16 protein-coding genes are annotated in these 24,754 nt (G+C 73.6%); 6 read left to right on the top strand and 10 right to left on the bottom strand.

All coding sequences use genetic code 11. The features are described 5' to 3' along the window. Positions 1 to 97: 97 nt before the first annotated feature. The 3 genes from ACFRIC_RS09765 to ACFRIC_RS09755 all read right to left on the bottom strand — a co-directional run bounded on the left by ACFRIC_RS09765 (position 98) and on the right by ACFRIC_RS09755 (position 4,294). Positions 98 to 1,411 carry a hypothetical protein gene (locus ACFRIC_RS09765; RefSeq protein WP_382782075.1) on the bottom strand — a complete coding sequence of 438 codons (1,314 nt, stop codon included), beginning with the start codon at positions 1,409 to 1,411 and terminating at the stop codon, positions 98 to 100. Between the two features lie 176 nt (positions 1,412 to 1,587). Beyond that, complete coding sequence (locus ACFRIC_RS09760) at positions 1,588 to 3,234, bottom strand: GAF domain-containing protein (protein WP_382782073.1); 1,647 nt, start codon at positions 3,232 to 3,234, stop codon at positions 1,588 to 1,590. Positions 3,235 to 3,256: 22 nt separating this feature from the next. After that, on the bottom strand, positions 3,257 to 4,294 hold the full coding sequence (locus ACFRIC_RS09755; RefSeq protein ID WP_382782070.1) for a rod shape-determining protein: 1,038 nt from the start codon (positions 4,292 to 4,294) through the stop codon (positions 3,257 to 3,259). 435 nt (positions 4,295 to 4,729) lie between these two features. Here ACFRIC_RS09755 and ACFRIC_RS09750 point away from each other — a divergent pair, with 435 nt between their 5' ends. Beyond that, positions 4,730 to 8,365 carry a S8 family serine peptidase gene (locus tag ACFRIC_RS09750; RefSeq protein ID WP_382782068.1) on the top strand — a complete coding sequence of 1,212 codons (3,636 nt, stop codon included), beginning with the start codon at positions 4,730 to 4,732 and terminating at the stop codon, positions 8,363 to 8,365. Between the two features lie 181 nt (positions 8,366 to 8,546). Here the strand turns inward: ACFRIC_RS09750 and ACFRIC_RS09745 are convergent, their stop codons facing one another. Together ACFRIC_RS09745 and ACFRIC_RS09740 are read right to left on the bottom strand one after the other, a co-directional pair. Then, positions 8,547 to 9,932 (bottom strand): carboxyl transferase domain-containing protein, encoded by a 1,386-nt coding sequence (locus ACFRIC_RS09745; RefSeq protein WP_382782065.1) that lies wholly within the window; start codon positions 9,930 to 9,932, stop codon positions 8,547 to 8,549. Continuing rightward, the gene (locus ACFRIC_RS09740; RefSeq protein ID WP_382782062.1) at positions 9,925 to 11,460 is read right to left on the bottom strand and encodes an acyl-CoA synthetase; all 1,536 of its coding nucleotides are present in this window, start codon (positions 11,458 to 11,460) and stop codon (positions 9,925 to 9,927) included. The genes ACFRIC_RS09745 and ACFRIC_RS09740 overlap by 8 nt, the downstream gene beginning before the upstream one ends. 298 nt (positions 11,461 to 11,758) lie before the next feature. Between ACFRIC_RS09740 and ACFRIC_RS09735 the strand changes: the two genes are divergently transcribed. Further along, a complete protein-coding gene (locus ACFRIC_RS09735) occupies positions 11,759 to 12,403 on the top strand; it encodes a toxin-antitoxin system, toxin component (RefSeq protein ID WP_382782059.1) in 645 nt (214 codons plus the stop codon). A 54-nt stretch (positions 12,404 to 12,457) separates the two neighbouring features. Here the strand turns inward: ACFRIC_RS09735 and ACFRIC_RS09730 are convergent, their stop codons facing one another. Further along, a complete protein-coding gene (locus tag ACFRIC_RS09730; RefSeq protein WP_382782755.1) occupies positions 12,458 to 13,555 on the bottom strand; it encodes a MerR family transcriptional regulator in 1,098 nt (365 codons plus the stop codon). Positions 13,556 to 13,794: 239 nt separating this feature from the next. On the opposite strand from ACFRIC_RS09730, the gene ACFRIC_RS09725 reads away from it, so the two are divergent. Continuing rightward, on the top strand, positions 13,795 to 14,682 hold the full coding sequence (locus ACFRIC_RS09725) for a RimK family alpha-L-glutamate ligase (RefSeq protein ID WP_382782058.1): 888 nt from the start codon (positions 13,795 to 13,797) through the stop codon (positions 14,680 to 14,682). Between the two features lie 35 nt (positions 14,683 to 14,717). On the opposite strand, the gene ACFRIC_RS09720 is transcribed toward ACFRIC_RS09725, so the two are convergent. Continuing rightward, positions 14,718 to 15,347: a hypothetical protein gene (locus ACFRIC_RS09720; RefSeq protein ID WP_382782054.1), complete on the bottom strand. Its 630-nt coding sequence runs from the start codon at positions 15,345 to 15,347 to the stop codon at positions 14,718 to 14,720. Positions 15,348 to 15,459: 112 nt separating this feature from the next. On the opposite strand from ACFRIC_RS09720, the gene ACFRIC_RS09715 reads away from it, so the two are divergent. The 3 genes from ACFRIC_RS09715 to ACFRIC_RS09705 all read left to right on the top strand — a co-directional run bounded on the left by ACFRIC_RS09715 (position 15,460) and on the right by ACFRIC_RS09705 (position 18,737). Then, complete coding sequence (locus ACFRIC_RS09715) at positions 15,460 to 16,233, top strand: IclR family transcriptional regulator (protein WP_355775284.1); 774 nt, start codon at positions 15,460 to 15,462, stop codon at positions 16,231 to 16,233. Next, entirely contained in the window at positions 16,230 to 17,075 is an 846-nt protein-coding gene (locus ACFRIC_RS09710) for an SMP-30/gluconolactonase/LRE family protein (RefSeq protein ID WP_382782050.1), read from the top strand. The genes ACFRIC_RS09715 and ACFRIC_RS09710 overlap by 4 nt, the downstream gene beginning before the upstream one ends. Before the next feature lie 159 nt (positions 17,076 to 17,234). Further along, positions 17,235 to 18,737 (top strand): alpha-N-arabinofuranosidase, encoded by a 1,503-nt coding sequence (locus tag ACFRIC_RS09705; protein ID WP_382782047.1) that lies wholly within the window; start codon positions 17,235 to 17,237, stop codon positions 18,735 to 18,737. Between the two features lie 30 nt (positions 18,738 to 18,767). Here the strand turns inward: ACFRIC_RS09705 and ACFRIC_RS09700 are convergent, their stop codons facing one another. The 3 genes from ACFRIC_RS09700 to ACFRIC_RS09690 all read right to left on the bottom strand — a co-directional run bounded on the left by ACFRIC_RS09700 (position 18,768) and on the right by ACFRIC_RS09690 (position 24,699). Further along, a complete protein-coding gene (locus tag ACFRIC_RS09700) occupies positions 18,768 to 21,749 on the bottom strand; it encodes a beta-galactosidase (RefSeq protein WP_382782045.1) in 2,982 nt (993 codons plus the stop codon). Positions 21,750 to 21,960: 211 nt separating this feature from the next. After that, entirely contained in the window at positions 21,961 to 22,752 is a 792-nt protein-coding gene (locus tag ACFRIC_RS09695; protein ID WP_382782042.1) for an intradiol ring-cleavage dioxygenase, read from the bottom strand. 252 nt (positions 22,753 to 23,004) lie between these two features. Then, a complete protein-coding gene (locus ACFRIC_RS09690; protein WP_382782039.1) occupies positions 23,005 to 24,699 on the bottom strand; it encodes a pyridoxal phosphate-dependent aminotransferase in 1,695 nt (564 codons plus the stop codon). Between the last annotated feature and the right edge of the window lie 55 nt (positions 24,700 to 24,754).

The raw sequence follows: 24,754 nt of genomic DNA, 5'->3' as shown, positions 1-24,754 counted from the left end.
GACTCGCCGCACCGACGTGTCCGCCGGTGCGAAGCACACGGCCCGCCGGGTGGATACCCGGCGGGCCGTGTGCTGTCCGGACGGTGAGGTCCGGTCGTCAGTCCCGGGCCGCGCGACGGCGTACGACGAGGATCGCGCCCGCGCCGGCGGCGAGGGCCGCGGCCGCCGCGCCCGCGAGGGGGAGGGCGGAACCGGAACCGGTGCTCGCGAGGTCGCCGCCGGTGGCCGAGGAGCCGGAGGACCCGGTCGCCGCCGAGCCGCCCGTGGAGCCCGAACCGCCGGTGGAGCCCGAACCGCCGGTCGAGGTGCCGCCGGAACCGCCCGTGGCGGACGTGGAACCGGAACCGCCCGTCGAGCCGCTGTCGCCCGAGCCGCCCGTCGAGCCGCCGGCGCCGTCGACGTCGAGCAGGATCGCGGCCGAGTCGTTCTTCTTGTTCCTGTCGTACGGGCGCTCGGCGGCGTCGAGCGTCACCGAACCCCTGGCCCCGGCCACGGCCTTGTCGATCCGCAGCCTGAACGAGTAGGTGACGGCGCCCTTCTCTTCGATCCAGTAGTTGGCGAGGTCGCAGCGGTAGCTCCCGGCGGCCACCTTCGAGCAGGCACCGGACGGCTTGGTCACCGTCGTACCGGCGGGCATCTTGACCAGGACCTTGGCGACAGGGTCGCCCAGGTCCGACCTCACCCAGGCCGGACCCGCGTCGGTGAACCCGGTGTCCAGGGCGACCGTGTCCCCGACGCGGCCCTTCAGCCGGGCGCCCGTCGCCTGGAGGTCGGCCGTGTTGTCCGCGGTGACCGGCACGCTCTCCGCGTCCCAGTCCGGGTGGTCCACGTCGCCGGCACGCACCGGCGTGTTCGAGGGCAGCTCGGTCAGCTTCACCGCGGGCCCGGTGCCCCGTACGGTCTCCTCGGTGCCGTCCTCGTCGCCGGAGTCGTACGTGGAAACCGTCATGCGGAGGCTTTCGTACAGCGCGTGGTCGAGGACGTTCATCTTCAGCGGCTTCTCGGGCGCGTAGACCGAACCGGCCTTCACCGTCTGGTCGAACTCGCACACCGCGGTGGAGTGGCTCGGGTTCTCGTCGTAGGAGCCGATCTCGTAGCGCACGCAGTTGGACGGCAGTTCCTGGTGGGCCAGACCGCGGGAGACGGTGTAGGCCAGGTAGACCTTGTCGAGATCCGTGGCTCCCTTGTTGGCGAACGTGCCGGGCAGCTCGACGCTGCTGCCGGGGTCCACTCCGTCGATCGGCGTGAGCCAAGCCAGGGCCAGACCGGTCGGGGTGACCTCGGCGGCGGCGGGGACGGCGCCCAGCGCCATCAGGCCGACGACGCCGACCGCGGCGGCGGTGACCGTGGCGGCGGTGATTGTGGCCGTGGTCCTGCGCGGCGGGCGGCGGTCGAATGCGGTCCGGAGCATGGGGGGATCCTCGCGAGTGAATCGGCGGATACGTACGGACGAACGACAGGGGAACGGTGATTCCCGAACGTCAGACGCCTCCCCCGGCGGGAGGGTTGTACGCCCCGGACGGAAATCGAGCCCCGCCCTTCACCGCCGTCCCGTCGTCCTCCGCCTCACCTCACCGCTCCCGGACGTCACAGCGGTGACTGCCAGTTGACGTCCGGGGCGCCCGAGGCGTCGTTCGGGAAGCCGTCGGCGTGGACGGTCAGACGGACGCCGGGCCGGCCGTCGGGCAGGGTCACCGTCACATCGACGGCGACCTCGATCCGCGACACCCCGGACCGTCGCGAGGCGGCGGCCAGGGCGCGCCGCAGCACGGCGAGCAGGCGGCCCGCCGCCGGCTCCGTGATCCGGTTCTCCACCGGGCCGGTGAACCGGGTGGACGGCCGGACGCCGAGGACCGCCGCCGCGCCCGCCGTCTCGCGCAGGACCTTGCCGCGGAACGTGCTGGGGGCGTCGGCGGGCGGCTGCTGCAGCGCGAAGATGGCGGTACGCACCTCCTGGACCGTGGCCTCCAGTTCGTCGACCGCCCGGCCGAGGGTCGCCGACACCTCCTCCGCCTGCCCGTCGTCGCCGCCGTGCGCGGCGTTCCTGCGCTGTGTCGACTCCAGCATCATGCCGGTCGCGAAGAGGCGCTGTACGACGAGATCGTGCAGGTCACGGGCGATACGGTCGCGGTCCTCGTACACCGCGAGGAGTTCACGGCTGTGCCGGGCGTCGGCGAGGACCAGGGCGAGCGCGACCTGCGAGGCGAACTGGGTGGCCAGCAGGCGTTCGACCTCGGTGTACGGGCGGTCGCCCCGCCCGCGCGGCAGGGCCAGCGTGCCGATGAGCCGGCCCTCGGTCTGCAGGGGCAGCATCATGCTCGGCCCGAACCGGGACCGTACGGAGGTCGTCATCCGCGGGTCGGTCGCCGAGTCCTCGATGAACACCGGCTCCCCGCCGAGGAGTTGTTCGAGGACCGGGCTGCCGGGCGCGATGGTGGTGCCCACGATGCCGGCCGGGTCCCCGGGGGTGGAGGCGACCACGATCTCCATGCCGCCCTCGTCCGTGGGCTTGAGGATGATCCCCGCCGAGGCGTCCGCGAGCATCCTGGCGCGTTCGGCGACCGTGGTCAGCGCGTCGGCCGCGGTGCCGCCGCTGAGCAGGGTGGTGGTGACGGCGGCGGCGCCCTCGATCCAGCGCTCCCGCTGCCGGGCCGTCTCGTAGAGCCGGGCGTTGGCGATCGCGATACCGGCCTGCGCGGCGAGCAGGCGCACCACCTGCTCGTCCTCGCGGGTCACGGGTCCGGTGGACTTGTCCGCGAGACAGAGGTTGCCGAACACCTCGTCGTCGACCCGGATGGGAACGTCCAGACAGATGTCGGCTTCCCGCTCGTCACGGAGCTCGGGGGAGGGGAGGTCCTCGGACGCCCCGGACTCCTCGTCGGCCGGGGGTTCCCGGGACGCCGACGCCGACGCCGGGGATTCGGTGGACGCCGGGCGCACCCGGGGCGCAGGGGATTCGGTGGACGCCGGGGACTTCCCGGTCGGCCGGGGTTCCTCCGGCGAAGGGCCCGTCCCCGTCAGGTGCGGTCCCGCCGTGCGGATCCGTACCAGCCCGTCCCGCGCCGGGTCCCGCATCCCCAGCACCGCGTACCGGGCCCCGGTCAGTTCGGCGGCGGCGTCCACGATCCGCTGGAGGGTCGCGCGCAGTCCGAGTTCGGTGCCGACGCTGAGGACCGCCTCCAGCAGGGGCGGGAGTCCGGGCAGGGGGTCGGTCGTGGAAGGCCCTTCGGACACCGTTCGCCGGTCCTTCGGTACGTCAGTTGGCCAGCGGGTTCAGGATCATCGGCTCGATCTTGCCCTCCAGCATGTAGCCGAGGCCCTGGACGGCACAGAGTTCGGGCCGCTCGGCGATGTGGACGGGCACGCCGGTCGCCTGCCGGAGCATCTGGTCGAGCCCGGGGAGCAGCGCGCTGCCGCCGACCATCATGATCCCGCGGTCGGCGACGTCGGCCACCAGATCGGGCGGGCAGGACCGCAGCACCTTGCCGATGCCGTCCAGTACGGCGGTCAGCGGGGTCTCGATCGCCATGCGGACGGCGGCGGTGTCGACCTTCACGGAACGCGCCAGCCCGGTCGCCACGTCCCGCCCGTGGATCTCGGTCAGGGCCGGCCCGTGCGGGGTCAGCCCGTTCCCGGAGAGGGCGAGCTGCAGCGGCCGTACGGCCTGACTCGGCAGCATCAGTTCGTGCTGGTGGCGCAGGTGCTGCACGATCGCGTGGTCGACGGCCTCACCGCCGACCGGGATGCGCTCGGCGGTGACGATCGACCCCAGCGACAGCACGGCGAGCTGGGTCGCGGCGGCCCCGCACACCATGATCATGGTGGCCTCGGGACGTTCGACGGGCAGTCCGCAGCCGACCGCCGCCGCGATGAGCGTGTCGACGAGCTCGACCCGCCGCGCCCCGAGCCCGACCAGCGTCTCGATCGTGGCGCGCTGGGCCAGCGGGCCCGCGTCGTGCGGGGTGCAGGCCGCGGCCCGCAGTCGGGGCTTGCGGCGCAGGGTGCGCCGGACCTTGTCGCCCAGGAGCTGACGCAGCATCCGCTGGGCCATGTCGATGTCGACGACGGTGCCGCCGGACACCGGGCGCACCACCCTGATGTATTCGGGGGTGCGGCCCGTCATCCGCTCCGCGAACTCCCCGACCGCGATCAGGGCGCCCGTCTTCGTGTTGATCGCCGCGACGCTCGGCTGGTCGACGACCAGGCCCGCGCCCCGCACCCACACACGGGTCCGCGCCGCGCCCATGTCGACGGCGAAGTGACAGCGGCGAAGCTGCTCCAGACTGGCGGTCATGGCAGGTCCTCCCGAGAGCGCAGACCGTGGGGCTCCGCCGGACGGCGGTCCTTACTCGCATGGTGCGCGCGCGGCGGGGACGGCGCCCCTTTTGGGCCGCCGGGCGAGGTGCCGCCGGACGGGTGGTCCGACGCCGTCCGGCCCGGCGGCGCCGCCGGGCGCCCGCCGCCGCGGCGCGTCCATCCGCTGAACGCGATCGCCGGGCATCCGGTGCGCCGGGCCGTCCGCCGAAGCAACGGCGTTGCCGCGCACGCCACTTGACGCTGTCCCGGTTTCTGCGGCTCCTACCGGCATGTCCTGGCGGGAAGCCGCCAGGGCGCCTTCCCGCCAGGTTCCGTCAATGTCACCGCAACACAAGCCCCCCGACACTCTTCGCAAGCACCGGGCGCCACCCCCTGCCCAGGTGCGCGCTCGGCCGACGAAGAGAGGCCATGAATGACCAGAGGACCACTGATACGACCGGCGGCGCTGCTGTCGGCCGGGCTCGTGTTCGCGCTGCTGCCCACGGGCCGGGCCGGCGCGCTGGCCGCCGCCGGCGCCGCGGACACCACCGCCGCCCCGGCCGCGGCGAGAGCCGCCGGAACCACACACACCGTCACCCTCGTGACCGGGGACAAGGTGACCGTCACCGACGTCGGCGGCGGGAAGAGGACCGTCTCCGTCGTACGTCCCCGGGGGGCCACCGGGGCCGTGCGCACCCAGGTCGCGAACGGGACCGTCACCGTCGTACCGGACGAGGCGCTCCCGTATCTGGAGGCAGGCACCCTCGACCGGCGGCTGTTCGACGTGAGCGAGCTGATCCGGCAGGGGCTCACCGACGGGCAGACCGGTGAACTGCCGCTGATCGTGACGTACGACCCGAAGGCGCGCACCACCGTCCCCGGCGGAGCCGAGCGGACGCGGTCGCTGCCGAGCATCCGGGGCGCGGCCGTCGACGCGGACAAGGGCCGGACCTTCTGGAAGGCGATGACCCGGCAGGCCGGGATCGGCAAGGTCTGGCTCGACGGATGCGTCAAGGCCGACATGGCCGAGAGCAACGCGCAGATCGGCACCCCGAAGGCCTGGGAGGCGGGGCTCACCGGCAAGGGCGTGACCGTCGCCGTCCTGGACACCGGCGTCGACACGAGCCACCCCGACCTCGCCGGCCGGGTCGCGCAGACCAGGAGCTTCATCGACGGGGAGGAGGTCGCCGACCGCAACGGGCACGGCACGCACGTCACCTCCACCGTCGGCGGCACCGGCGCCGCCTCCGACGGCCAGGAGAAGGGCGTCGCCCCCGAGGCCACCCTCGCCGTCGGCAAGGTGCTCAGCGACGAGGGCTCGGGCAGCGAGTCGCAGATCATCGCCGGCATGGAGTGGGCCGCGCGTGACGTCCACGCCAAGGTCGTCTCGATGAGCCTCGGTTCGACCGAGCCGAGCGACGGCACCGACCCGATGGCCGCGGCCGTCGACACCCTCTCGAAGGAGACCGGCGCCCTCTTCGTCATCGCCGCGGGCAACACCGGCGCCCCCTCCTCCATCGGCTCGCCCGGCGCCGCCGACTCCGCCCTGACCATCGGCGCGGTCGACTCCTCCGACCAGGCCGCCTACTTCACCAGCGCCGGACCCCGCTACGGCGACAACGCGCTCAAGCCCGACCTGTCCGCACCCGGCGTCGACATCCTCGCCGCCCGCTCCCAGCTCGTGGGCGGCAGCGGCTACTACACCTCCATGAGCGGCACGTCGATGGCGACCCCGCACGTCGCCGGTGTGGCCGCGCTGCTCGCCCAGGCCCACCCCGACTGGACCGGCGCCCGGCTCAAGGACGCGCTGATGTCCACCTCCGCGGAACTCGACGCCTCCGTCTACCAGTTGGGCGCGGGCCGGGTGAGCGTCCCGGACGCCGTCGGCGCGAAGGTCACCGCCACGGGCAGTGTCGACCTCGGCTTCCACGGCTGGCCCCACGACGACGACAAGCCCGTCACCAAGACGGTCACCTACTCCAACTCCTCCGACGCGGCGGTGGAGCTGACGCTCGCCGCGGAGGGGGCCGGCGAGGGTGTCGCCACCCTCGCCGACACCACGCTCACGGTGCCCGCGCACGGCAGCGCCTCCACCACGCTCACCGGCGACAGCCGGAAGGCGCCCGCGGGCCAGACGTCGGGCCGGATCGTGGCGTCGGTGGCCGGCACCCCCGTCGCGCACACCGCGTTCGGGCTGGTCAAGGAGGAGGAGCGGTACACGCTCACCGTCCATGTGAAGGACCGGGACGGCGGCCCGGCCGCGGCCTACCTCGCCGTCCAGCAGCTCGCGAAGGACGTCGACGCCTATTCCGCGGCCGTCGACGACTCCGGCACGCTGAAGCTGCGGCTGCGCCCGGCCACGTACAGCCTCACCTCGTTCCTCGACGTGCGCGGCAGCCACGGCGCCGACTCCCTCGGCCTCGGTTTCCTCGCCGCACCCCAGATCGTTCTCGACCAGGACCGCGAAGTCACCCTGGACGGGCGGAAGTTGCGGGAGATCAGCGCCAAGGTCGACCGGCGCACCGAGACCCGGCAACTGATCATGGAGTACGACCGTGCGGGCGGCGGCGCCGACCTGTTCGGCGCGGTCCAGCTCCCCGTCAAGTACGACAGCGTGTTCGCCGCGCCGACCCCGAAGGTCACCGAGGGCACCTTCGACTACCGGACCGTGTGGCGGCTGGGCAAGCCGCTCCTGGAGGTCGCGGGTGTCGAGGAGACGGTCGTCCAGCCGGGGACCACGCTGACCGAGGGCCGCACCAGGCTGCCGCTCGTCGACGTCGGGAGCGGACCGTTCACCGGCGTGAGCGGCAAGGCCGTGCTCGCGAGACTCACCGACGGCGTCTCGCCGGCCGAACTCGCCCAGGCGGCCCAGGACGCGGGCGCCAAGGCCCTGTTCGTCACCGACGACGCGCCGGGCCGTCTCAACGCCTGGTTCGGCACGGACGCCTACGAGGACCGGCCGTTGCAGGTCGCCACGGTCGACGCGGCGGACGCGGCGCGGCTGCGCGCGAAGCGGACCGTCGACATGACCGGCACCCGCAACTCGCCGTACGTGTACGACCTTTCGCACGGCTACACGGGGGCCGTCCCGGACCGGAGCCTCGCCTACGAGCCCGGCCGCCGTGAACTGGCCGTGCTGGACACCAGGTTCTACGCGGTGAAGCCCGTCTCGGGCAGCGAGTACCGCTACTCCATCGTCGACCCCTTCCCCATCGGACTCGGCTTCCAGGAGCGGATCGACTACCCGGCCGAGCGCACCGACTACGTCTCCACCGGCACCGGACAGACCTGGTCGGAGTCCGTGAACGTCGGGACGGGCGCGCTGGAGGAGCGCAGCGGCCTGGTCGCCTACCGGGGCGGCGCCCACCAGGGGCTGAACTGGTTCAAGCCGGTCTGGCACCCCTGGCTCGGCACCGGACTCGGCTGGGGCCAGCAGCGCTCGGGCGACGTCATCCAGTTCAACACGCCCGGCTGGGGCGACTCCGGCCCCGACCACACCGGCTTCGGCGACGTGTGGAGCGACGACACCGGGATGACGCAGTTCACCGAGGTGTACCAGGACGGTGTCCTGCTCGGCCGGCGGCAGAGCTCCGCGGGATACGTCTGGGAGGCGCCCGCCGACGAGCACACCTACAAGGTGGTCACGGACACGACCCTCGACCCCGAGCGCTGGAAGCTCTCCACCAAGGGCCACACCGAGTTCACCGTCCGCTCGGCGGCCACCCCCGACGACCGCTGGACCTTCCTCCCGCTCGTCAACCTCGGCTACGACATCGACACCGACCTCGCGGGCGACGTGCGCGGCGGCCGGGTGCCGGTGAGCATCCACGCCGAGTACGTGAAGGGCGCGCCGGACACCGGCACCCTCGGCGGCGGAAAGCTGGAGGTGTCCTACGACGACGGCGCCACCTGGAGGACGGTCCCGCTGAGCGGCGCCGGCACGGCCCGCTGGAAGGGCACGCTGAACGTCCCGCGCGGCGCGGCGTTCGTGTCGCTGCGGGCGTCCGCCCACGACGACCAGGGCGGTTCGGTCAGCCAGGAGATCATCCGGGCGGTGGGTGTCCGGTGACCGGTCGCCGGGTGGCGGGCCGCCCGGGGCGGGAGCCCGCCACCCGGTCCCATCCCTCCGGCGCGCCGCCACCGAGGCGGCCCGGAGAACCGCGGGCCGCCACCGTCGTGGCGCCCGGGTGAGCAGGCGGCCGTCGGATCCTCCCGGGAGTGAGGATCCGGCGGCCGCCGTCCGGCCGGCCTCAGGGGCGGCGCGGCGAGATGCCCCGGATCACTCCCAGGTCCAGCAGGTCCTGCGGCCGCACCCGGAGCTGGGCCGCCGTCGCCCGGACCTCCTCGGCGGGCCGCTTGAGGATCGCGGCAGCCGACTCCGGCGCGATGACGGAGAAGTAACTGTCCGGCGTGGCCCAGGTGTTGCCGGGAGCGGCCAGGGCCAGCGCGCCGCCTGAGCCGCCCTCGCCGATCACCAGCGTGGTGACGGGCGTGCGGGCGGTGGCGACCGCCGCGAACAGGTCCGCGATCGCCGAACCGGCCCCCTGCCGCTCGGCGAGCGCGTCGTTCGCGGCGCCCGGGGTGTCCACCAGCGTCAGGACCGGGATGCCGAGCCGCCCCGCCATCCGCACCAGCCGGGCCGCCGTGCGGTATCCGGCGGGACGGGTCGGGGTCCCGCGCTGGGCGGCGTACGCGACGGTCCGTCCGTCGTGCGCGCGGCCGAAGCCGCACAGCACGCCGTCGTCGGTGCCGCCGCAGCGGTCGCCGCCGATCGCCGCCCGGCGGGTGAAGTAGGCGTCCAGGTAGGCCTCGGCGCGCGGGCGCTGTGCGGACCGGGCGCGTCGCACCGCCTCCCAGCCCGTCGCGGGCGGGTCGGCCGCCTCGCCCAGGGCGGCCGGGACAGGTGCCGCCCCGACGGCGGGCCGGGTGAGCAGGTCCAGCCACAGGGCGAGCGTCTCCCGCAGCCCGTCCTTCGGTACGAGGGCGTCGACCGCACCCGCCGCGACCTGCGCCTCGGCGGTGTACGCGGCCGGGTCCGCGTCGGGCGGGCGGACCCGGGAGCCCGCGAAGGCGACCTGGGCGCCCGGCAGCGCCAGGGTCACGTCGGCGCCCGCGCCGAGCGTGGCCCAGCCCCCTCCCGTCGTCGGGTCCCGCAGCACCGCGACCTGAGCGAGCCCCGCCTCCCTGAGCAGCGCCGACTGCCGTGCCACCCGCTGGAGCTGGGTCAGCGCGAGCATGCCCTCCTGCATCCGGCTGCCGCCCGTGGCGACGAGCGAGACGACCGGCAGCCGGTGCGTACGGGCGTAGTCGTAGGCCGCCTCCAGACGGTCCCCGGTGCGTTCGCCGAGCGAACCGCCGAGGAAGCCGAACTCGAAGGCGACCAGGACGGCGGTGACCGGACCGAGCGGAGCCCTGCCGTCGATCGTGGTGCCGAAACTCGCCGTCCCGAAGGTGGCCGTACCGCAGACGACGGACTCCTCCTCGCCGGTACGGGCCGCCGCACGCGCCCGCGCGTCCCCGTACCCGTTCCAGGAGAGCGGGCCGTCCGGCGGGAACTCCCCTTCGGGGGAGGGGAGTTCGGCGAAGCTGTCGGTGACCAGGGCGATGGCCTCGCGGGCCGAGATCCGTTCAGTCACGCGGCAGCTCCCGCTTCAGGATCTTGCCCATGTCGTTGCGGGGCAGCTCCTCCACGAAGCGCACGGTGCGCGGCCGTTTGTGCGGGGCGAGCCGCCGGGCCACATGGTCGGCCAACTCGTCGGCGGACGGCGGCGCCTGGGGGTCGAGCGGGACGATCCAGGCCGCCACGCGCTCACCGAGGTCGGCGTCCGGCTCCCCGGCGACGGCGGCCTCGCGGACCCCGGGGTGTTCGAGGAGCGCGTTCTCGATCTCACCCGCGCCGATCTTGTGACCGCCGCTCTTGATCAGGTCGGTGGCCTTGCGGCCGACGATGCGGACCGAGCCGTCGGGGTCGAGGACCGCCATGTCGCCGGTGCGGAACCAGCCGTCGGCGGTGTACGCGGCGGCGGTGGCGTCGGGCCGGTTCAGGTACTCGGTGAACAGGTTCGGCCCCCGCACCTGGATCTCGCCCACGCTCTCGCCGTCGTACGCCCCGGCCGGCGTGCCGTCGGCCTCGTACCAGGCGATCGCCGTCCCGTCCTCCTCGACGAGCCGCAGCCCGACGCCGGGCAACGGCACCCCGACCGTGCCGGGGCGCACCTCCCCGTCGGCCCGCACGCTCGTGTTCATCAGGGTCTCGGTCATGCCGTACCGCTCGACGACCCCGCGCCCGGTCGCGGCACCGATCCGCTCGTGGTCGTGCAGGGGCAGCGCCGCCGAGCCCGACACCAGCAGCCGCGCCCCGCCCAGTGCCTTGGCGAGCCCGGGGTCCTCCCCGAGCGCCTCGGCGAGGCGGTGGTACATCGTCGGCACCCCGAACAGCATGGTCGCCCCGGCGCCCAGCTCCCGCGCCACGCCCTCGACGCTGAACCGGCCCAGGTGCCGTACGGACCCGCCGCGCCGCAGCGGGCCGAGGACGCCGATGATCAGCCCGTGCACATGGAACAGCGGCAGGCCGTGCACCAGCACGTCGTCGCCGGTCCACTGCCAGGCGTCGGCCAGGGCGTCCAGGGTCGCGGCGATCGCGCGGCGCGGGATGACCGCGCCCTTGGGCGGACCGGTGGTGCCGGAGGTGTAGACGATCAGGGCGGGGGCGGCGGGGTCCGTGACCGTGCCGGCGCCGACGGTCTCCGCGCCGCCGGGACCCCCGGCCCCCGAGCCCGCCTCCGCCCGGTTCGCCGTCGCCTCCGCGTCCACCACCACGTCCACGCGCTCCAGCGCCCCGAGCGGCGCGGGCAGCACGTCGCCCGGGGCCGCGAGCACCAGCGTCGGCGCGCTGTCGCCCAGGATGTGGCCGAGTTCCGTCTCTCCCGACTTCGGGTTCAGCGGTACGGCCGGCACGCCCGCGAGCAGCGCGGCGACGACACCCACGGCCGTCTCCAGGGCCGGCGTGGCCCAGACGGCGACCCTCCCGGCGCCGTCGAGCCGCGCGGCCAGCGCTTGCGCGGAGGCGGCCAGTTCCGCGTACGTGAGGGACCGATCGCCGAAGCGCAGCGCGGACCGGTCCGCGACCGAGCCGCCCACCAGGGCCGGGAAGAGGGAGAACACGAGGACTCCTTGCCGAGAGGACTTCACCGGGAGGGACACGTTCTTCCTACACGATCGGAATCCCGGACCGGGCTCTCGGCCGCCCGATCGCGCCGAGGACGTGGAGGGGGAGCGCAGGCTCCGTAAGGATCGCCGCGAAACGGGGGACGATCGCCGGGGAACCGTGGCGTGGACGGACCCGGACACGTAGGGTCGGGCTCGCGTCACAACTTGACGAGTCAACTGCCGGGAGACCTTTGGTGAGTGAGTCCCCGCCGCACCTTCCCGAGGTCCTGCCGGACGGCGGGGAGGCGGAGCGATGACGACGAGGGCCGCCGGCTCCGTCGGAAGGTTCGTGGCGGCGCTGCGTCCGCGCGGGACCCGCTCCGAGATGCGGGCGCTGGCGGTGGAGCTCGGCCGGGTGCTGCGGAGAAGGATCGATACGCCGGTCGACATGCGGGAGCTGGCGCAGGCCCTCTGCGAGGAGATGAGCCGGCGCCGGGGCGGCCGTCCGGTCCAGCTCCGCTTCGAGCGCTTCCCCGACGAGATCGAAGTCACCGGTCTGTGGATGGAGTTCAGCGACTTCGACCTCGTCGTCGTCGAGGAGCGCGCCGAGACCGTGCAGCAACTGGTCATCCTCGGGCACGAGTTGTGGCACATGAAGGAAGGCCACCGCGACCACCACGTGGACGGGGCGACGGCCGTGGCGCGGGCGGCCCTCTCGGACCGCTCCCACCGGCACGAACCCGGACCGCGTTCTGTGCCGTTCCGGCCGGAGGTCGCGCGTGCCGTCGCCGCCCGTGACGGTTCGCGTCAGGCGGACGAGGCGCGGGCCGAGGCCTTCGGCCTGCAACTGGCGAGCGTCTTCCGCTCCTGGGTGACCGGCCCCGGCGACAGCGCCCCCGCCGACCCGGTGAGCCGCGCCATCGAGGCCTCCCTCGGCTACCGCAGACCCCAGGACTGACCCGCGGGCCCGGCCGGACTGCCCCTGACCGAAAGGGAGTCCGGCCGGACGGTCCTACCCGAGCCGGAGTCCGGCCGGACTGCCCGCCTCGACCACGTCCGCGACCACACAACTGACGTTGTCCGGCCCGCCCGCGTCGTTCGCCGCCCCGACCAGGGCCCGGACGGCGGCGTCGGGATCGGGTGCCGCGGCGAGGAGCCGCTCGATCCCCTCGTCGGGCACGACGGTGGACAGGCCGTCCGAGCACAGCAGATAGCGGTCGCCCGGCCGGACGTCCTGAAGCCGCAGATCCGGTACGGACGCGGTGCTGCCCAGCGCCTTGAGCAGCAGCGCGCGCTGCGGATGCGTGGCCGCCTCCTCCGGGGTGAGACGGCCCTCGTCGATCAGCGACTGGACGACGGTGTGGTCGTGGGTGATCCGGAACAGCCCGCCGTCGCGGAGCACATAGGCCCGGGAGTCCCCGATGTGGACGAGGGCGAGCTGGGAGCCGGTCCACACCAGGGCCGTGAGCGTGCTCCCGGTGCCGACGCCGTCCGGGGTCCCCGCCGTGGCGTGCCGCGGCACCAGGTCCGCCACCGCCTGTGCCGCGCCCTCCACGGCGTCCTCCAGCAGGTTGAGCACGCCACCGGCCGACAGCGGCTCGTCGTCCAGGAACGTCAGGGCCCGTACGGCCGCCGTGCTCGCGGGGGCGCCGCCCGGCCCGCAGCCGTCGGCGACCGCGAGGACGCGGGCACCCGCGTGGACGCTGTCCTGGTTCGACTCGCGGACCAGACCGGTGTCGGAGAGAGCGGAGCAACGGAGTTCCAGCATGCTGGTGTCCTTCCCTGGGGGCGGTGACAGTTGGTCCACGAGGAACGCGGCCAGGTCCCGGCGGGCGGCCGTCTCGGCCTCGACCCCGGCCCAGTACGCGCGGATCTCCCGCGCGGCCGGCCCCGGTTCCAGGGCGCACACCCGCCGGATCCCGGCGAGCGGCATGCCGAGCCGGCGCAGCCACGCCACCAGCCGGGCCTGTCCGAGCTGGTCGGCGGCGTAGTAGCGGTACCCGGTCCCGGGGTCCACCCGGGCGGGGCGCAGCAGCTCCAGTTCGTCGTAGAGCCGCAGTGCCTTGGGCGACAGCCGGGAGGCCTTCGCGAAGGCCCCGATCGTCAGCATCTCCACGCGTCCACCCCGTCGCTCCCGTTCCCTGCCGTACCCGAGCCGCACCCGATCCGGATCCGGTCCGCGTCCTCGTTCCGTCACCGATGCTGGGCCCTGCCCCTTGGTGAAGGTCAAGTGTGGCCCGGCCCGGGGGTGCGGGCGGTTGTTACCCTGCGGCGGGGTTGTCCGGGGGCGGCGTACCGATGGGGTGCGGCCGAGGTCGTGCGCCGGTGTCGTGCCGGTGCCGTACGAGGATGGAGTCCGTCGTGGCCCGTATCGCGCTCGTCACCTACGACCCGGGCGAGGAGCCCGGCGCGGACCGGGACCTGCCCGTGCTGAGGGGAGCGCTGGAGGACGCCGGGGCGGTGGCGGAGATCGTGCACTGGGACGATCCCGCGGTCGACTGGGCGCGGTTCGACCTGGCGCTGATCCGGTCGACCTGGGACTACAGCCGGCGCGTGGCCGAGTTCGTGGCGTGGGCCGAGCGGTGCGCGGGGCTCACCCGGCTGATGAATCCGGCGCGGGTCGTGCGGTGGAACACGGACAAGCGGTACCTCGGTGACCTGGCGGACGCGGGGGTGCCGGTCGTGCCGACCCGCTATCTCGCGCCCGGTGACCCCGTCGACCTGCCCGGCGAGCACGAGTTCGTCGTGAAGCCCACGGCGGGGGCGGGGGCGCGCTACGCCGCCCGGTACACGCCGAAGGAGCGGGAGACGGCCCTCGCGCAGCTCACCCGGATGCACGCCGAGGGGCTGACCGCCATGGTCCAGCCCTACCTGACCGGCATCGACGTCCGGGGCGAGCGTGCCCTCCAGTTCTTCGGCGGACGGCTTCTGCACGCGAGCCGCAAGGGAGCCGTCCTGGAGCCGGGGACGCCCTACGACGCGGACAAGACGCCCCACCCGCGCCTGGAGGCCTGGGAGCCGACCGCGGCCGAACTGGCCGTCGCCGAGCAGGCGTTGGCCGCCATACCGGGAGGAGCGGACCGGGTGCTCTACGCCCGTGTCGACCTCGTCGACGGCGAGGACGGCGAGCCCCGGCTGATGGAGCTGGAACTCGTCGAGCCGAACCTCTTCCTGTGGCTGCACCCCGGGTCGCTGCCCGTCGTCGTGGACCGGATCGTCGAGGCCGCCGCCCGCTGAGACTTCCCATACCACCGGCAGGGTTCCCGGGGCCCCTATCGACCGGGAGCCCCGGGGTGATCCGGTACGGGTCCCTTGACGCCCACCCGTTGCAGCAGCCCCCAGGTGAACTCCGCCGCGCACGCGTGCGGCACGCCCGACGCGTCGGGCGCCGTGAACGCCAGACCCCAGCGGGTCGGGGCCGTGCCCTCCAGCGGCCGGGCGGGGGCGAAGGCGCGGGCCACCTCGTCGACCGTGCAGCTCCAGGGAGTCAGATCCGCCAGGGTCTCCAGCGCGGGAGCGGGGGCGCCCGGGGCCCGTACCAGCCATTCGTTCCAGACGACGCCGTCCGGGGCGAGCAGGACCTCGAAGCGCAGAGCGGGCCACAACGGCACCGGCCACCGCAGGGCCTCGCAGGTCAGATCGCCGATCCGGCGCTCGGACGCCGACTCGGGAGCGCCGAGGACCGAGCGGTAGCGCGAGGCGGCGGAGCGGGCCCTCGGGGTGCGCAGCATCGCCTGCCAGCGCCGGTTGGCCTCGCGCATGTCCGCGACCGACACACCCAGCTCGTGACGGGCGTCCTCGACCGGGCCGGGGTTGTGGTCGGCCATGCGGCGCAGCAGGACGAGCTGGAAGTCGAGCGGGGTGAAGGGCGTGGCGGGGCGTCTGGCCGGCATGGGCTCCATGGTCGCGCACCCGGCCCCCGCAAACCATTGCCCCGCCCCCGGGCGAATGACTAGCCTGTGTTCGTCATCCCGATCGTCTGTTGAAATTTCGAACAAAAGGGAGGGGCCCGCTGTGGGACGCCTCGTACCTGCCGTGACCCGGGCTCTGGACATACTGGAGCTCTTTCTCGACGGGGACGGGACGCTCTCCGCCCCCGACATCGTGCGCAGGCTCCAGCTTCCGCGCACCACCGTGCACGAGCTCGTGACCACGCTCGCCGCCCGGTCGTACATCGTGCAGGTGCCCGGCCAGCCGGGACGCTACCGGCTCGGCGTGCGCCCGTACCAGCTCGGCAGCCGCTACGCCGAGCAGCTCGACCTCGCGGCCGAGGGGCAGCAGGTCGCCCGTTCCGTCGCCGAGACCTGCGACGAGACCGTACACGTCGCCATCCTCGAAGGCACCGACGTCATCTACATCGCGAAGGTCGACTCCACGCACGCCGTGCGCATGGTCTCGGCCGCCGGCCGCCGCCTTCCCGCGCACTGCACCTCCGTCGGCAAGATGCTCCTGGCCTCCCTCTCCGAGCCCGAGCTCACCTCACGCGTCCCGGACGACGCCGACCTCGTGGCCATGACCCCGAACAGCATCACCGAGCCGGGCGCCCTGCGCGAGGCCCTCGCCGAGATCCGCCGGCGCGGGATCGCCGTCGAGAGCCGTGAGTCCAACCCGGACGTGAGCTGTGTGGCCGCCCCCGTGCGCGACCGGGCGGGACACGTCGTCGCCGCCCTCTCCATCTCCGTACCGATGATCCGCTGGAGCGACGAGCGCCGCGCCGAGCTGGAGCAGCTCGCGGTCAAGGGTGCCGAGGAGCTGTCCGAGCGGCTCGGCCACCGGAACGCGCGGTGACCGCCGTAGAGGTCGCGGTCCGCGCGCACGCGGCGCTCGGCGAGGGCCCGACCTGGGACGCCCGGGCGGGGCGGCTCGTCTGGGTCGACATCCTCGGCTCCCGCATCCACACCTACGACCCCGCCTCCGGCCGCCGCACGGTGCTGGCCACCGAGCAGCACGTGGGCGCGGCCAAGCCCCGCGCGGGCGGCGGCCTGGTCGTCAACCTCCGCGACGGCGTGGGCCTCTACGGGCCCGACGGCGACTCGTTCCGCTGGCTGCACCGGGAGCCGGTGCCCGGCCGGCGCGCCAACGACGCCGCGGTCGCGCCCGACGGCTCGCTGTGGTGCGGCACCATGCGCTACGACGAGGCGCCCGGCGGGGGCACGCTGTCACGGATCGCCCCCGACGGCACGGTCCGCCCGATCCTCGACGACGTGAGCGTCAGCAACGGCACGGGCTGGAGTCCCGACGGCCGCCGTGTCTACTACGTCGACTCGCCGACCCGCCGCGTCGACGTGTTCGACACCGGGGACGACGGACTGCCCGTCGGCAGGCGTCCGTTCGTCACCGTGGAGGACGGCTTCCCCGACGGTCTGACGGTGGACGCCGAGGGCTGCGTCTGGGTGGCCCTCTGGGACGGCGGCGCGGTCCGCCGCTACACGCCGGACGGCACGCTGGACCGGGTGCTCGAACTGCCCGTCCGGCGCCCCACCGCCTGCGCGTTCGGCGGCGCCGACCTCACCGACCTGTACATCACCACCGCGCGTACGGGCCTCGACGCACCGCACCCGATGTCCGGCTCCCTGCTGGTCGTCCCGGGCGCCGGCAAGGGCCTTCCGCAGCCGGAGTTCGCCGGATAGTCGCCCGGTCGGCAGCCGACCGGGCGAGGACGCGCGTCGTCGCGTCCCGGCCGGCGCTCCGTGCGCGCACCATTGACGGGTAAGCGCTTCCTTCCTACGGTCCTGTCCGAAGTCGCGATCGTTCTCCGGCATGTCGAACAGGCGCCCCGAAAGGACACCATGCGCCCTGCCCGCTTCGTCCTCGACCCCGCCTTCACCGTCGGCGAGGTCGACCCCCGTCTCTTCGGTTCCTTCGTCGAGCACCTCGGCCGCTGCGTCTACACCGGGGTCTTCGAACCGGACCATCCGGCGGCCGACGCCGACGGCCTGCGCACCGACGTGCTGGAACTCGTCCGCGAGCTCGGCGTCACGGCCGTCCGCTACCCCGGCGGCAACTTCGTCTCCGGCTACGAGTGGGAGGACTCGGTGGGCCCCGCCGAGGAGCGGCCCCGCCGGCTGGACCTCGCCTGGCGCTCCACCGAGACCAACCGCTTCGGGCTCAGCGAGTTCATCGGCTTCGTACGCAAGATCGGCCCGCGGGCCGAGCCGATGATGGCCGTCAACCTCGGCACCCGCGGGGTCGCCGAGGCCCTGGCACTCCAGGAGTACGCCAACCACCCCTCGGGGACCGCCCGTTCCGACCTGCGGATCGCCCACGGCGACAAGGATCCCTTCGGCGTCCGGCTCTGGTGCCTCGGCAACGAGATGGACGGCCCCTGGCAGACCGGCCACAAGACCGCGGAGGAATACGGCCGGCTCGCCGCCGAGACGGCCCGCGCGATGCGGCAGATCGAGCCCGGCATCGAACTCGTCGCCTGCGGCTCGTCCGGCCAGGGCATGCCCACCTTCGCCGCGTGGGAGGCGGCGGTCCTCGCCGAGACGTACGACCTCGTCGACCACATCTCCCTGCACGCCTACTACGAGGAGACCGACGGCGACCGGGACTCCTTCCTCGCCTCCGCCGTCGACACCGAGTCGTTCATCGAGAACGTGATCGCGACCTGCGACCACGTGGGCGCCCGGCTGAAGTCCGAGAAGAAGATCAACCTGTCCTTCGACGAGTGGAACGTCTGGTACCAGAGCCGGACCGACCTGCACCCGGCCGAGGACTGGCAGGAGGCCCCGCGCCTGCTGGAGGACGTCTACACCGTCACCGACGCGGTCGTCCTCGGCTCGCTGCTCGTGGCGCTGCTGCGGCACGCGGACCGGGTGGCGGTCGCCTGCCTCGCCCAGCTCGTCAACGTCATCGCGCCGATCATGACCGAACCGGGCGGCCCGGCCTGGCGGCAGACGACGTTCCACCCCTTCGCGCAGGCCTCGGCCCACGGGCGCGGCCGGGTCCTCGACGTCCGGGTGGACTCGCCGACGTACGAGACCCGCAAGTACGGCGAGGTGGACCTGCTGCACGCCACCGCGGTACGCGCCGAGGACGGCTCGGTCACCGTCTTCGCCGTCAACCGCGGCCGGACCGAGCCGCTGCCGCTGGAGGTCGCCCTGGCGCGGACGGGGCTGACCACCGTCGTCGAGCACAGCGCGCTCTCCGACGCCGATCCGGACGCCGTCAACAGCCTCCACGACCCGGAGCGGGTCACTCCCCACCAGGTCGAGGGGACCACGCTCCAAGACGGCACGCTCAGCGCCGTCCTGGAGCCGCTGTCCTGGAACATGATCAGGCTCGCCTGAGGCTCCTTCGCCCCGCGCTGCCGGGTTTCCTCACGCGCTCCCGGGGCCGGGGGAGGCGACCGGTGTCACCGGCACTCCTCCGGCCGCGCTGCCCAGCAGGGTCAGTTCGACCCGGCCGGGTCCCGCGGGCGTGGTCCCGTCGGACAGCACCGCGAGGGCCAGCGTGTTGTGCCCCCGGGTGCGCAGCACCCCGTTGGGGAGGACGAACGTGTGCTGCGGGCCCACGTCGTTGATGTACTGGCCCATGTTCCAGCCGTTCAGGAAGATCTGGACGCGATAGGCGCGGCCCGGATCGTCCGTGAGGGTGAGCCCGATCGACGCGTCCACCCCGCTGTCCACGCCGAGCCGGAAGCTGGTGCGGTACCAGGTGACGCCCTGGCGCCGCTCGGCGCGCGGGAAGCCGGCGGCCTTCCAGCCGCCGTCGGCGAAACCCGGCAGATGCCAGCCGTGCCGCTCCCCGTGCAGACCTCCGGTGTTGAGCGGCCCGCGCACCGGGTCGGGGGCCGCCTCGCCCTGGATGCGCCAGCGGACCGCGGGGGAGGCCCCGGTGAAGGTGACGGCCGTCAGGCCCCGGGCCGCCTTGTGCGTGTCGTCGGCCCGGCCGTCCTCGTCGTGCTGCATCCGCCGGACCAGGACGGACAGCACATGGGAACGCCGCTCCTTCGGCCGCACGGGGAAGGTGGCGGTGGCCGCCCAGGTCCCCTTGCGCACGGTCTTCTTGTCCGGCACCGGCATCCGGTGCGTGCCGAGCGGTTCACCGTCCAGCCAGGCCATCAACAGCCCCTGGGTACCGGCGACATACGACAGGGAGACGGAGTCCGCGTCGCCCGCGTCCGTGAAGTGCCCCCGGTACCAGACGTCTCCGTAGTGGAAGCCGTAGTCGTCGGCGAACAGCACGGGCTGCCCGGCGGGTACCGGGGTGACGCTGGACGAGGCCGTCCGGTCCGCCCGCCGCCACGCCGTGTCGTCGTGACCGGGCGCCGCCTCGGGGTTCTCCTCGGCCCGGCGCCAGCCGGTGAGCGCGGGCAGCCGCACCCGGCCCGGTCCGGCCAGCGCCCGCTCGGCCAGCAGACTTCCGGAGGAGGTGGCGTGGGCCTTCAACGGCCGCTCGTTCCAGACGAGTTCGGTCACCCCGCGCGGCCCCCACACCTCCAGGTCCGCCGTCTTCGTCGTGTCTCCGGTGAGACGCGCGGCCGTACCGCGCAGGACGGCCGTGCGCAGCAGCGCCGGGCCGCGCACCAGCACCGGACCCGACGGGGTGTCGTGGCGCCACAGCAGGCGGGAGCTCTCGTCGTCGGCGAGCAGCAGCAGGAGCGGGGCCTTCACCCCGCCGCCCTCCACCCGGACCCGGGTGAGGCCGTCGAGCACGGCGTCGATCCGCAGGACCCCGTCCTCGTAGCGGTACCGGGCGTCCCCGTCCAGCACGGTGACCTTCGGCTCGCCCGAGGCCTCCAGGCAGGTGCGTGTGGACTCGCCCGCCCGGCCCGTGAACACGGCGATGTCCTGCCGTCCCGCGGCCAGCCACAGCATCGGCTGGGCGGTGGACCAGCTCAGCTTCCGCCGCCCCAGGGCGATCCCGGCGGCGAGCAGCCGGGCGTCGAGGCCGGGCACCGGCACCTCGACACTCGCTCCGGGGAGCGCCACGGTGGCGACGGCGTCGCTGGAGGAGTCGTTCCGCAGCACGTGGAAGCGGGCCTTCGTGTCCGGATTGACCAGGTGGTAGGCCTTGATGCCGGGGCCCGCCCCCATGTCGTCGCCGGGGAGCGGTTCGGCGCGGTCGAGCTTCGCCAGATCGGGCACCGACTGCAGCAGCCGGCCGATCTGGTGCATCGGGACGAGCTTGTCGGTCGGCTGCCGCGCCTCGTCGATGGCGGCCCCGTAGTCGTACGACGTGTAGACGATCGGCGCGGGCAGCCAGCCCCAGGAGGTGCCGCCGAAGGTCATGTAGACGTTGTGGAGCGTGATGCCGTTGGCGAGGTTGGTGAGGTAGAAGCGCCGTTCGTAGGCCGCGTCGCGGGTGCGGCGGGACTCGGCGTATCCGCGGCCGTCGAACTCGGCGCCGCCCCACGGGTCGAACCAGCCGCCGCCGAACTCCGGGATGAAGCCGGGGGTGTCCGGGCTGGCGGTCGAGCCGCCTGTCGTACCGCCGGGGCCGAAGTGTCCCCAGTCCGGCGGGGTCTTGAAGGGGGAGGGGTAGCCGTCGAAGCCGTACAGGTAACGCCCGCGTTCGCCGCCCGTGCCGAAGGTGCCGGGGGCCCAGTGGCCGTTCCTGCCCTTGTCGTTGTGGAAGAGGGGGACGTCGATGCCGTCGGCCCGCACCTTGGCGTACAGGTGGGCCATGTAGTCGCGGCCCGCGGGCTCGGTCACATGGTTGTCGTACTCGTTCTCGAGCTGGTACAGGATGATCGTGCCGCCGCCGTCGGTGTGGAGGTGGCGGGCGGCGATGCGGTCGACGGCGGTCAGCCAGGCGTCGACGTGCCCCAGATAGGTGGGGTCGGAGGTGCGGGCGACGCCGGGGGTGGCCGTCAGCCAGCCGGGGAAACCGCCCGCGTCGACCTCGGCGTTGATGTACGGGCCGGGGCGCAGGATGACGTACAGCCCGGTCTCGGCGGCGGTGCGCAGGAACAGGTCGAGGTCGCGGACCCCGGTGAAGTCGTGCTTCCCGGGCGCGGGGGAGTGGTAGTTCCACGCGACGTAGATGCTGACCGCGTTGTAGCCGTGGGCGCGCATCTTCTGCAGGACGTCCCGCCACAGGGACGGGCTGGGCAGCCGGAAGGGGTGGAACTCGCCCGACCAGATGACCAGGCGCCTGCCGTCGATCAGCATCGAGTAGCGGTCGAAGCCGACCGTGTGTCTCCTGCCGTCGGCCGAGGGCGGCGCGGGCGCGGGTCCGGTGGGTGCGAGGGGCGTCCTTCCGGCCGCGCACGCCTCGTCGCTCCCGCTGCCGCTCAGTGAGAGGCCGAGGGCGGCGGTGCCGGCGAGTGCGCTGAAGGTACGTCTGCTCAACACCATGCGGGTACTCCCGGGGGACGGCGACGGGGGTTCCCCGCCCTCCGGTGGGGGGCCGGGAGCCGGGGAGGTGCGGCCATTGTCCACAGGAGCAGGTCATTCGATGGTCGTATGACGATCCCGGCGCGAGGGGATTACCCGGTATGGCCGTGGCCGGGGGCGGCCCGCGGTTTCGCGGACCGCCCCCGGCCTCTCCGTGGGGGGAGGGTACGGGTCAGCTCGTCTCGACGCCGAGCGTCAGCGTGCCGGTGTAGCCGGCGGAGGTGGTGCTGCCGAGGGCCGTCAGGGTCAGGAGGCCGGAGGCGGCGCCCCCGTCGTCGTAGACGGAGTCCTGGGCGAGGGTGGTGCGGGTGACCTTGTTGGTGGAGTACGGGGACACCTTGGCCATCGCCGTGGTGATCTTCTCGTCGAAGAAGAGCTGACCGGTGTGGAGTTCCCTGCCGCCGGTGAAGGAGCCGTCGGAGGTGAGGGTGACGCCGGTGTGCACCTTGACGTGGATGTGCACGCAGCGGCCGCGGTACCAGCCGGGGTAGACGCTGGTGATGTTCGCGACGCCGGAGGCGTTCGTCAGGACGCCGCCGCGCAGGAACGTGCCGTCGTCCGGCTCGCTGTGGCCGTTGTTGCCGACGAAGCCGGAGTACTCGCCGAGTGCGTCGCAGTGCCAGATCTCCACGAGGGCGTTGCCGATCGGTGCGCAGGTGGAGTCGTCGACGACGGTCAGGACCAGCTTGAGGGGGGCGCCCGCCTTGCCTTCGGTGACGTCGGAGCGGACGAGCTGGCCGTCGAGGTAGTAGGGGCCTTCGGTCATCTCCTTGGTGAGGGTGCAGACGGCCGCCGCCGCGGGAGCCGCGTCCGCCGGGTCCGTGACCGGGGCGGGGGTGACGGTGGGGGCGACGGGTGCCGCGGCGGCCACGGCGAGGGCCGCGGCCGAGGCGCCCGCGGCGATCAGTACGGTGCGGCGCCCGACGGGGGCCGCTGACGTGTCGTTCGTGGGGGTGTCTGTCATGGACACGGCACCGTAGGGAGGGATGCTGTCGGAGGGCTGTGCGTTCCGCAAAGTGACCGCCCGTCAAGCTCCTTGTCGGACACGCTGCCGGTCCGCCGCGGTGCGCCACCGGCACCGGGCGCCTGGAGATCGGGCTTCGGGTCGTGGGCGGATCCCCGCGGCCGGCCCGTGGGGAGGCCGATTCCGCGGGGGTCCCGCCCGGCCTGTGGGGAGGCCGGCCGCGCGGGGTAGGCGCGCGGCGGTACGAGTGGCCTAACCGGCCTGGTTGTACAGCATGGCGCCCACGGCGCCCCAGCCGCTGCCGTTGCTCGGCGACTGGGGTGGGGGTGGTTCCGGCTGCGTCCTGCCGCGGACCTGGGCCGCCGTCAGACCGCCCTGAGCGCCCATGGAGGCGGCCCCCGCCATGCCGGGCATCCCAGTCTGGCCGGCGGGCTGGAGGGCGGGCGACGGGGCCTGCATGGCGGCGGGCGGCATCTGGGCCGGCATCGCGCCCGGGCCCTGGGCCGCGGCCGGCCAGTTGGACGGCCCCGGGGCGGGGTACTGGGCCGCCGCGGGCTGCTGCGGGGCCGGATAGACGGGGGCGGCGGCGGGCTGCTGGGCCGGGTAGGGCGACGCGGCGGCGGGCCGCGGCTGCGGGGCGGCCGGCAGGACGGGCTGCGGGGCGGCGGCGGCCACCGGCTGGGGCGCCGGGGCGGGCTGTCCGGGCCACGCGTTGGCCTGCGCGGCCAGCCCCTGCATGCCCGCCCCGTTGGTCGAGCCGACGAGACGGTCGACCATGGCCGTACCCGAGCCGTAGCCGGTCCCGTTGCTCAGCTCGGGTACGGCGGCTTCCTTCCTGGCCCCGTAGAGCACCTGCTCCAGACCGGCCACCAGGCGGCGCACATCCGTCTGAGGACGTACGACGAGTCTCAGGAACCGGCTGGAGGAACCGACCTTGTTGCCGCACTCGCGGACCAGGATGCGGTGCTCGGTGAGCAGCCGGTCCCGCACCACGGTGCCCTCGGCGCCGACGGGAAGACGGACGAACAGGAAGTTGCCCTGCGAGGGGTAGATCGTCAGGCCGGGCAGCGCGGAGAGCTGGCGGGCCATGTCGAGCCGGTCGCGGCGGACCATGTGCAGGCTCTCCATGTACTCCTTGCCGTGGTTCTTGAGCATGAACACCACGGTCTCCGCGAAGGAGTTGAGGTTCCACTTCGGCAGCATGGAGCGGACCTTGCCGGCGAGCGAGGGGTTGGCGACCATGTAGCCGAAGCGGATGCCGTGCAGGCCGAAGTTCTTGCCGAGGCTGCGCAGCACGATGACGTTGGGTCTCATGACCGCGTCCTCCACCACGCTGGGCTCCGACTCGGCGTCGGCGAACTCCAGGAAGGACTCGTCGATGACGACCAGGTCCAGGTCGGCCATCGCGTCCATGAACTGGATGACCGACTGGCGCGGCAGGAAACCGCCGTCGGGGTTGTTCGGGTTGCAGATGACGGCGACCTTGGTGCCGCGCGAGCGGATGAACTTGGCGTAGGCGGCCAGGTCGAGCGCGAAGCCGTTGGACTCCTGGAGCGGGAACATGTCGACCCGCTTGCCGGTCTCCATCGGCTGGTCGGTCCAGCGGCCGAACGTGGGGACGGGGATCGCGAGGGACTCACGGACCAGCAGGTGATCGATCCAGGTGATCAGTTCGGTCGAGCCGTTGCCCATCGCGACGCACTGCGGCGGAAGCTGGAGCAGCGAGCACAGCTCGCTGGTGATCGTGTCGGCGCTGCTCGGGTAGTAGGTGATGATCTCGCGCAGACGGCCGGCGAGTTCGTCGAACATTGCCGGGGTGGGGAAGTACGGGTTGCAGGGGATGCAGAAGTCAACCGGGCCGGCTCCGTCGCCCTCCCGCGTCAGTGCGGCCATCGACGGGCTGTGCGCCGCGGTGCCGCGAAAGAGCGAGGTGACATTGCCGGCCATGGAACCTCCGTATAGGGCGAGCCCGTTGGGGAGGACGGGCCCCCGTTCTTTGGGT

Origin of the sequence: Streptomyces sp. NPDC056738 (assembly GCF_042790435.1) — a bacterium.
Classification (GTDB): domain Bacteria; phylum Actinomycetota; class Actinomycetes; order Streptomycetales; family Streptomycetaceae; genus Streptomyces.
The sequence above is the reverse complement of the archived record's forward strand: the minus strand, read 5'-3'. Positions and strand labels throughout refer to the sequence as shown.

Bases quoted from the DNA above. Each gene is read 5' to 3' on its own strand.
- ACFRIC_RS09765 (WP_382782075.1), bottom strand. From the start codon at position 1,411: ATGCTCCGGACCGCATTCGACCGCCGCCCGCCGCGCAGGACCACGGCC.
- ACFRIC_RS09755 (WP_382782070.1), bottom strand. From the start codon at position 4,294: ATGACCGCCAGTCTGGAGCAGCTTCGCCGCTGTCACTTCGCCGTCGAC.
- ACFRIC_RS09750 (WP_382782068.1), top strand. From the start codon at position 4,730: ATGACCAGAGGACCACTGATACGACCGGCGGCGCTGCTGTCGGCCGGG.
- ACFRIC_RS09735 (WP_382782059.1), top strand. From the start codon at position 11,759: ATGACGACGAGGGCCGCCGGCTCCGTCGGAAGGTTCGTGGCGGCGCTG.
- ACFRIC_RS09730 (WP_382782755.1), bottom strand. From the start codon at position 13,555: ATGCTGACGATCGGGGCCTTCGCGAAGGCCTCCCGGCTGTCGCCCAAG.
- ACFRIC_RS09725 (WP_382782058.1), top strand. From the start codon at position 13,795: ATGGAGTCCGTCGTGGCCCGTATCGCGCTCGTCACCTACGACCCGGGC.
- ACFRIC_RS09720 (WP_382782054.1), bottom strand. From the start codon at position 15,347: ATGGAGCCCATGCCGGCCAGACGCCCCGCCACGCCCTTCACCCCGCTC.
- ACFRIC_RS09705 (WP_382782047.1), top strand. From the start codon at position 17,235: ATGCGCCCTGCCCGCTTCGTCCTCGACCCCGCCTTCACCGTCGGCGAG.
- ACFRIC_RS09700 (WP_382782045.1), bottom strand. From the start codon at position 21,749: ATGGTGTTGAGCAGACGTACCTTCAGCGCACTCGCCGGCACCGCCGCC.
- ACFRIC_RS09695 (WP_382782042.1), bottom strand. From the start codon at position 22,752: ATGACAGACACCCCCACGAACGACACGTCAGCGGCCCCCGTCGGGCGC.
- ACFRIC_RS09690 (WP_382782039.1), bottom strand. From the start codon at position 24,699: ATGGCCGGCAATGTCACCTCGCTCTTTCGCGGCACCGCGGCGCACAGC.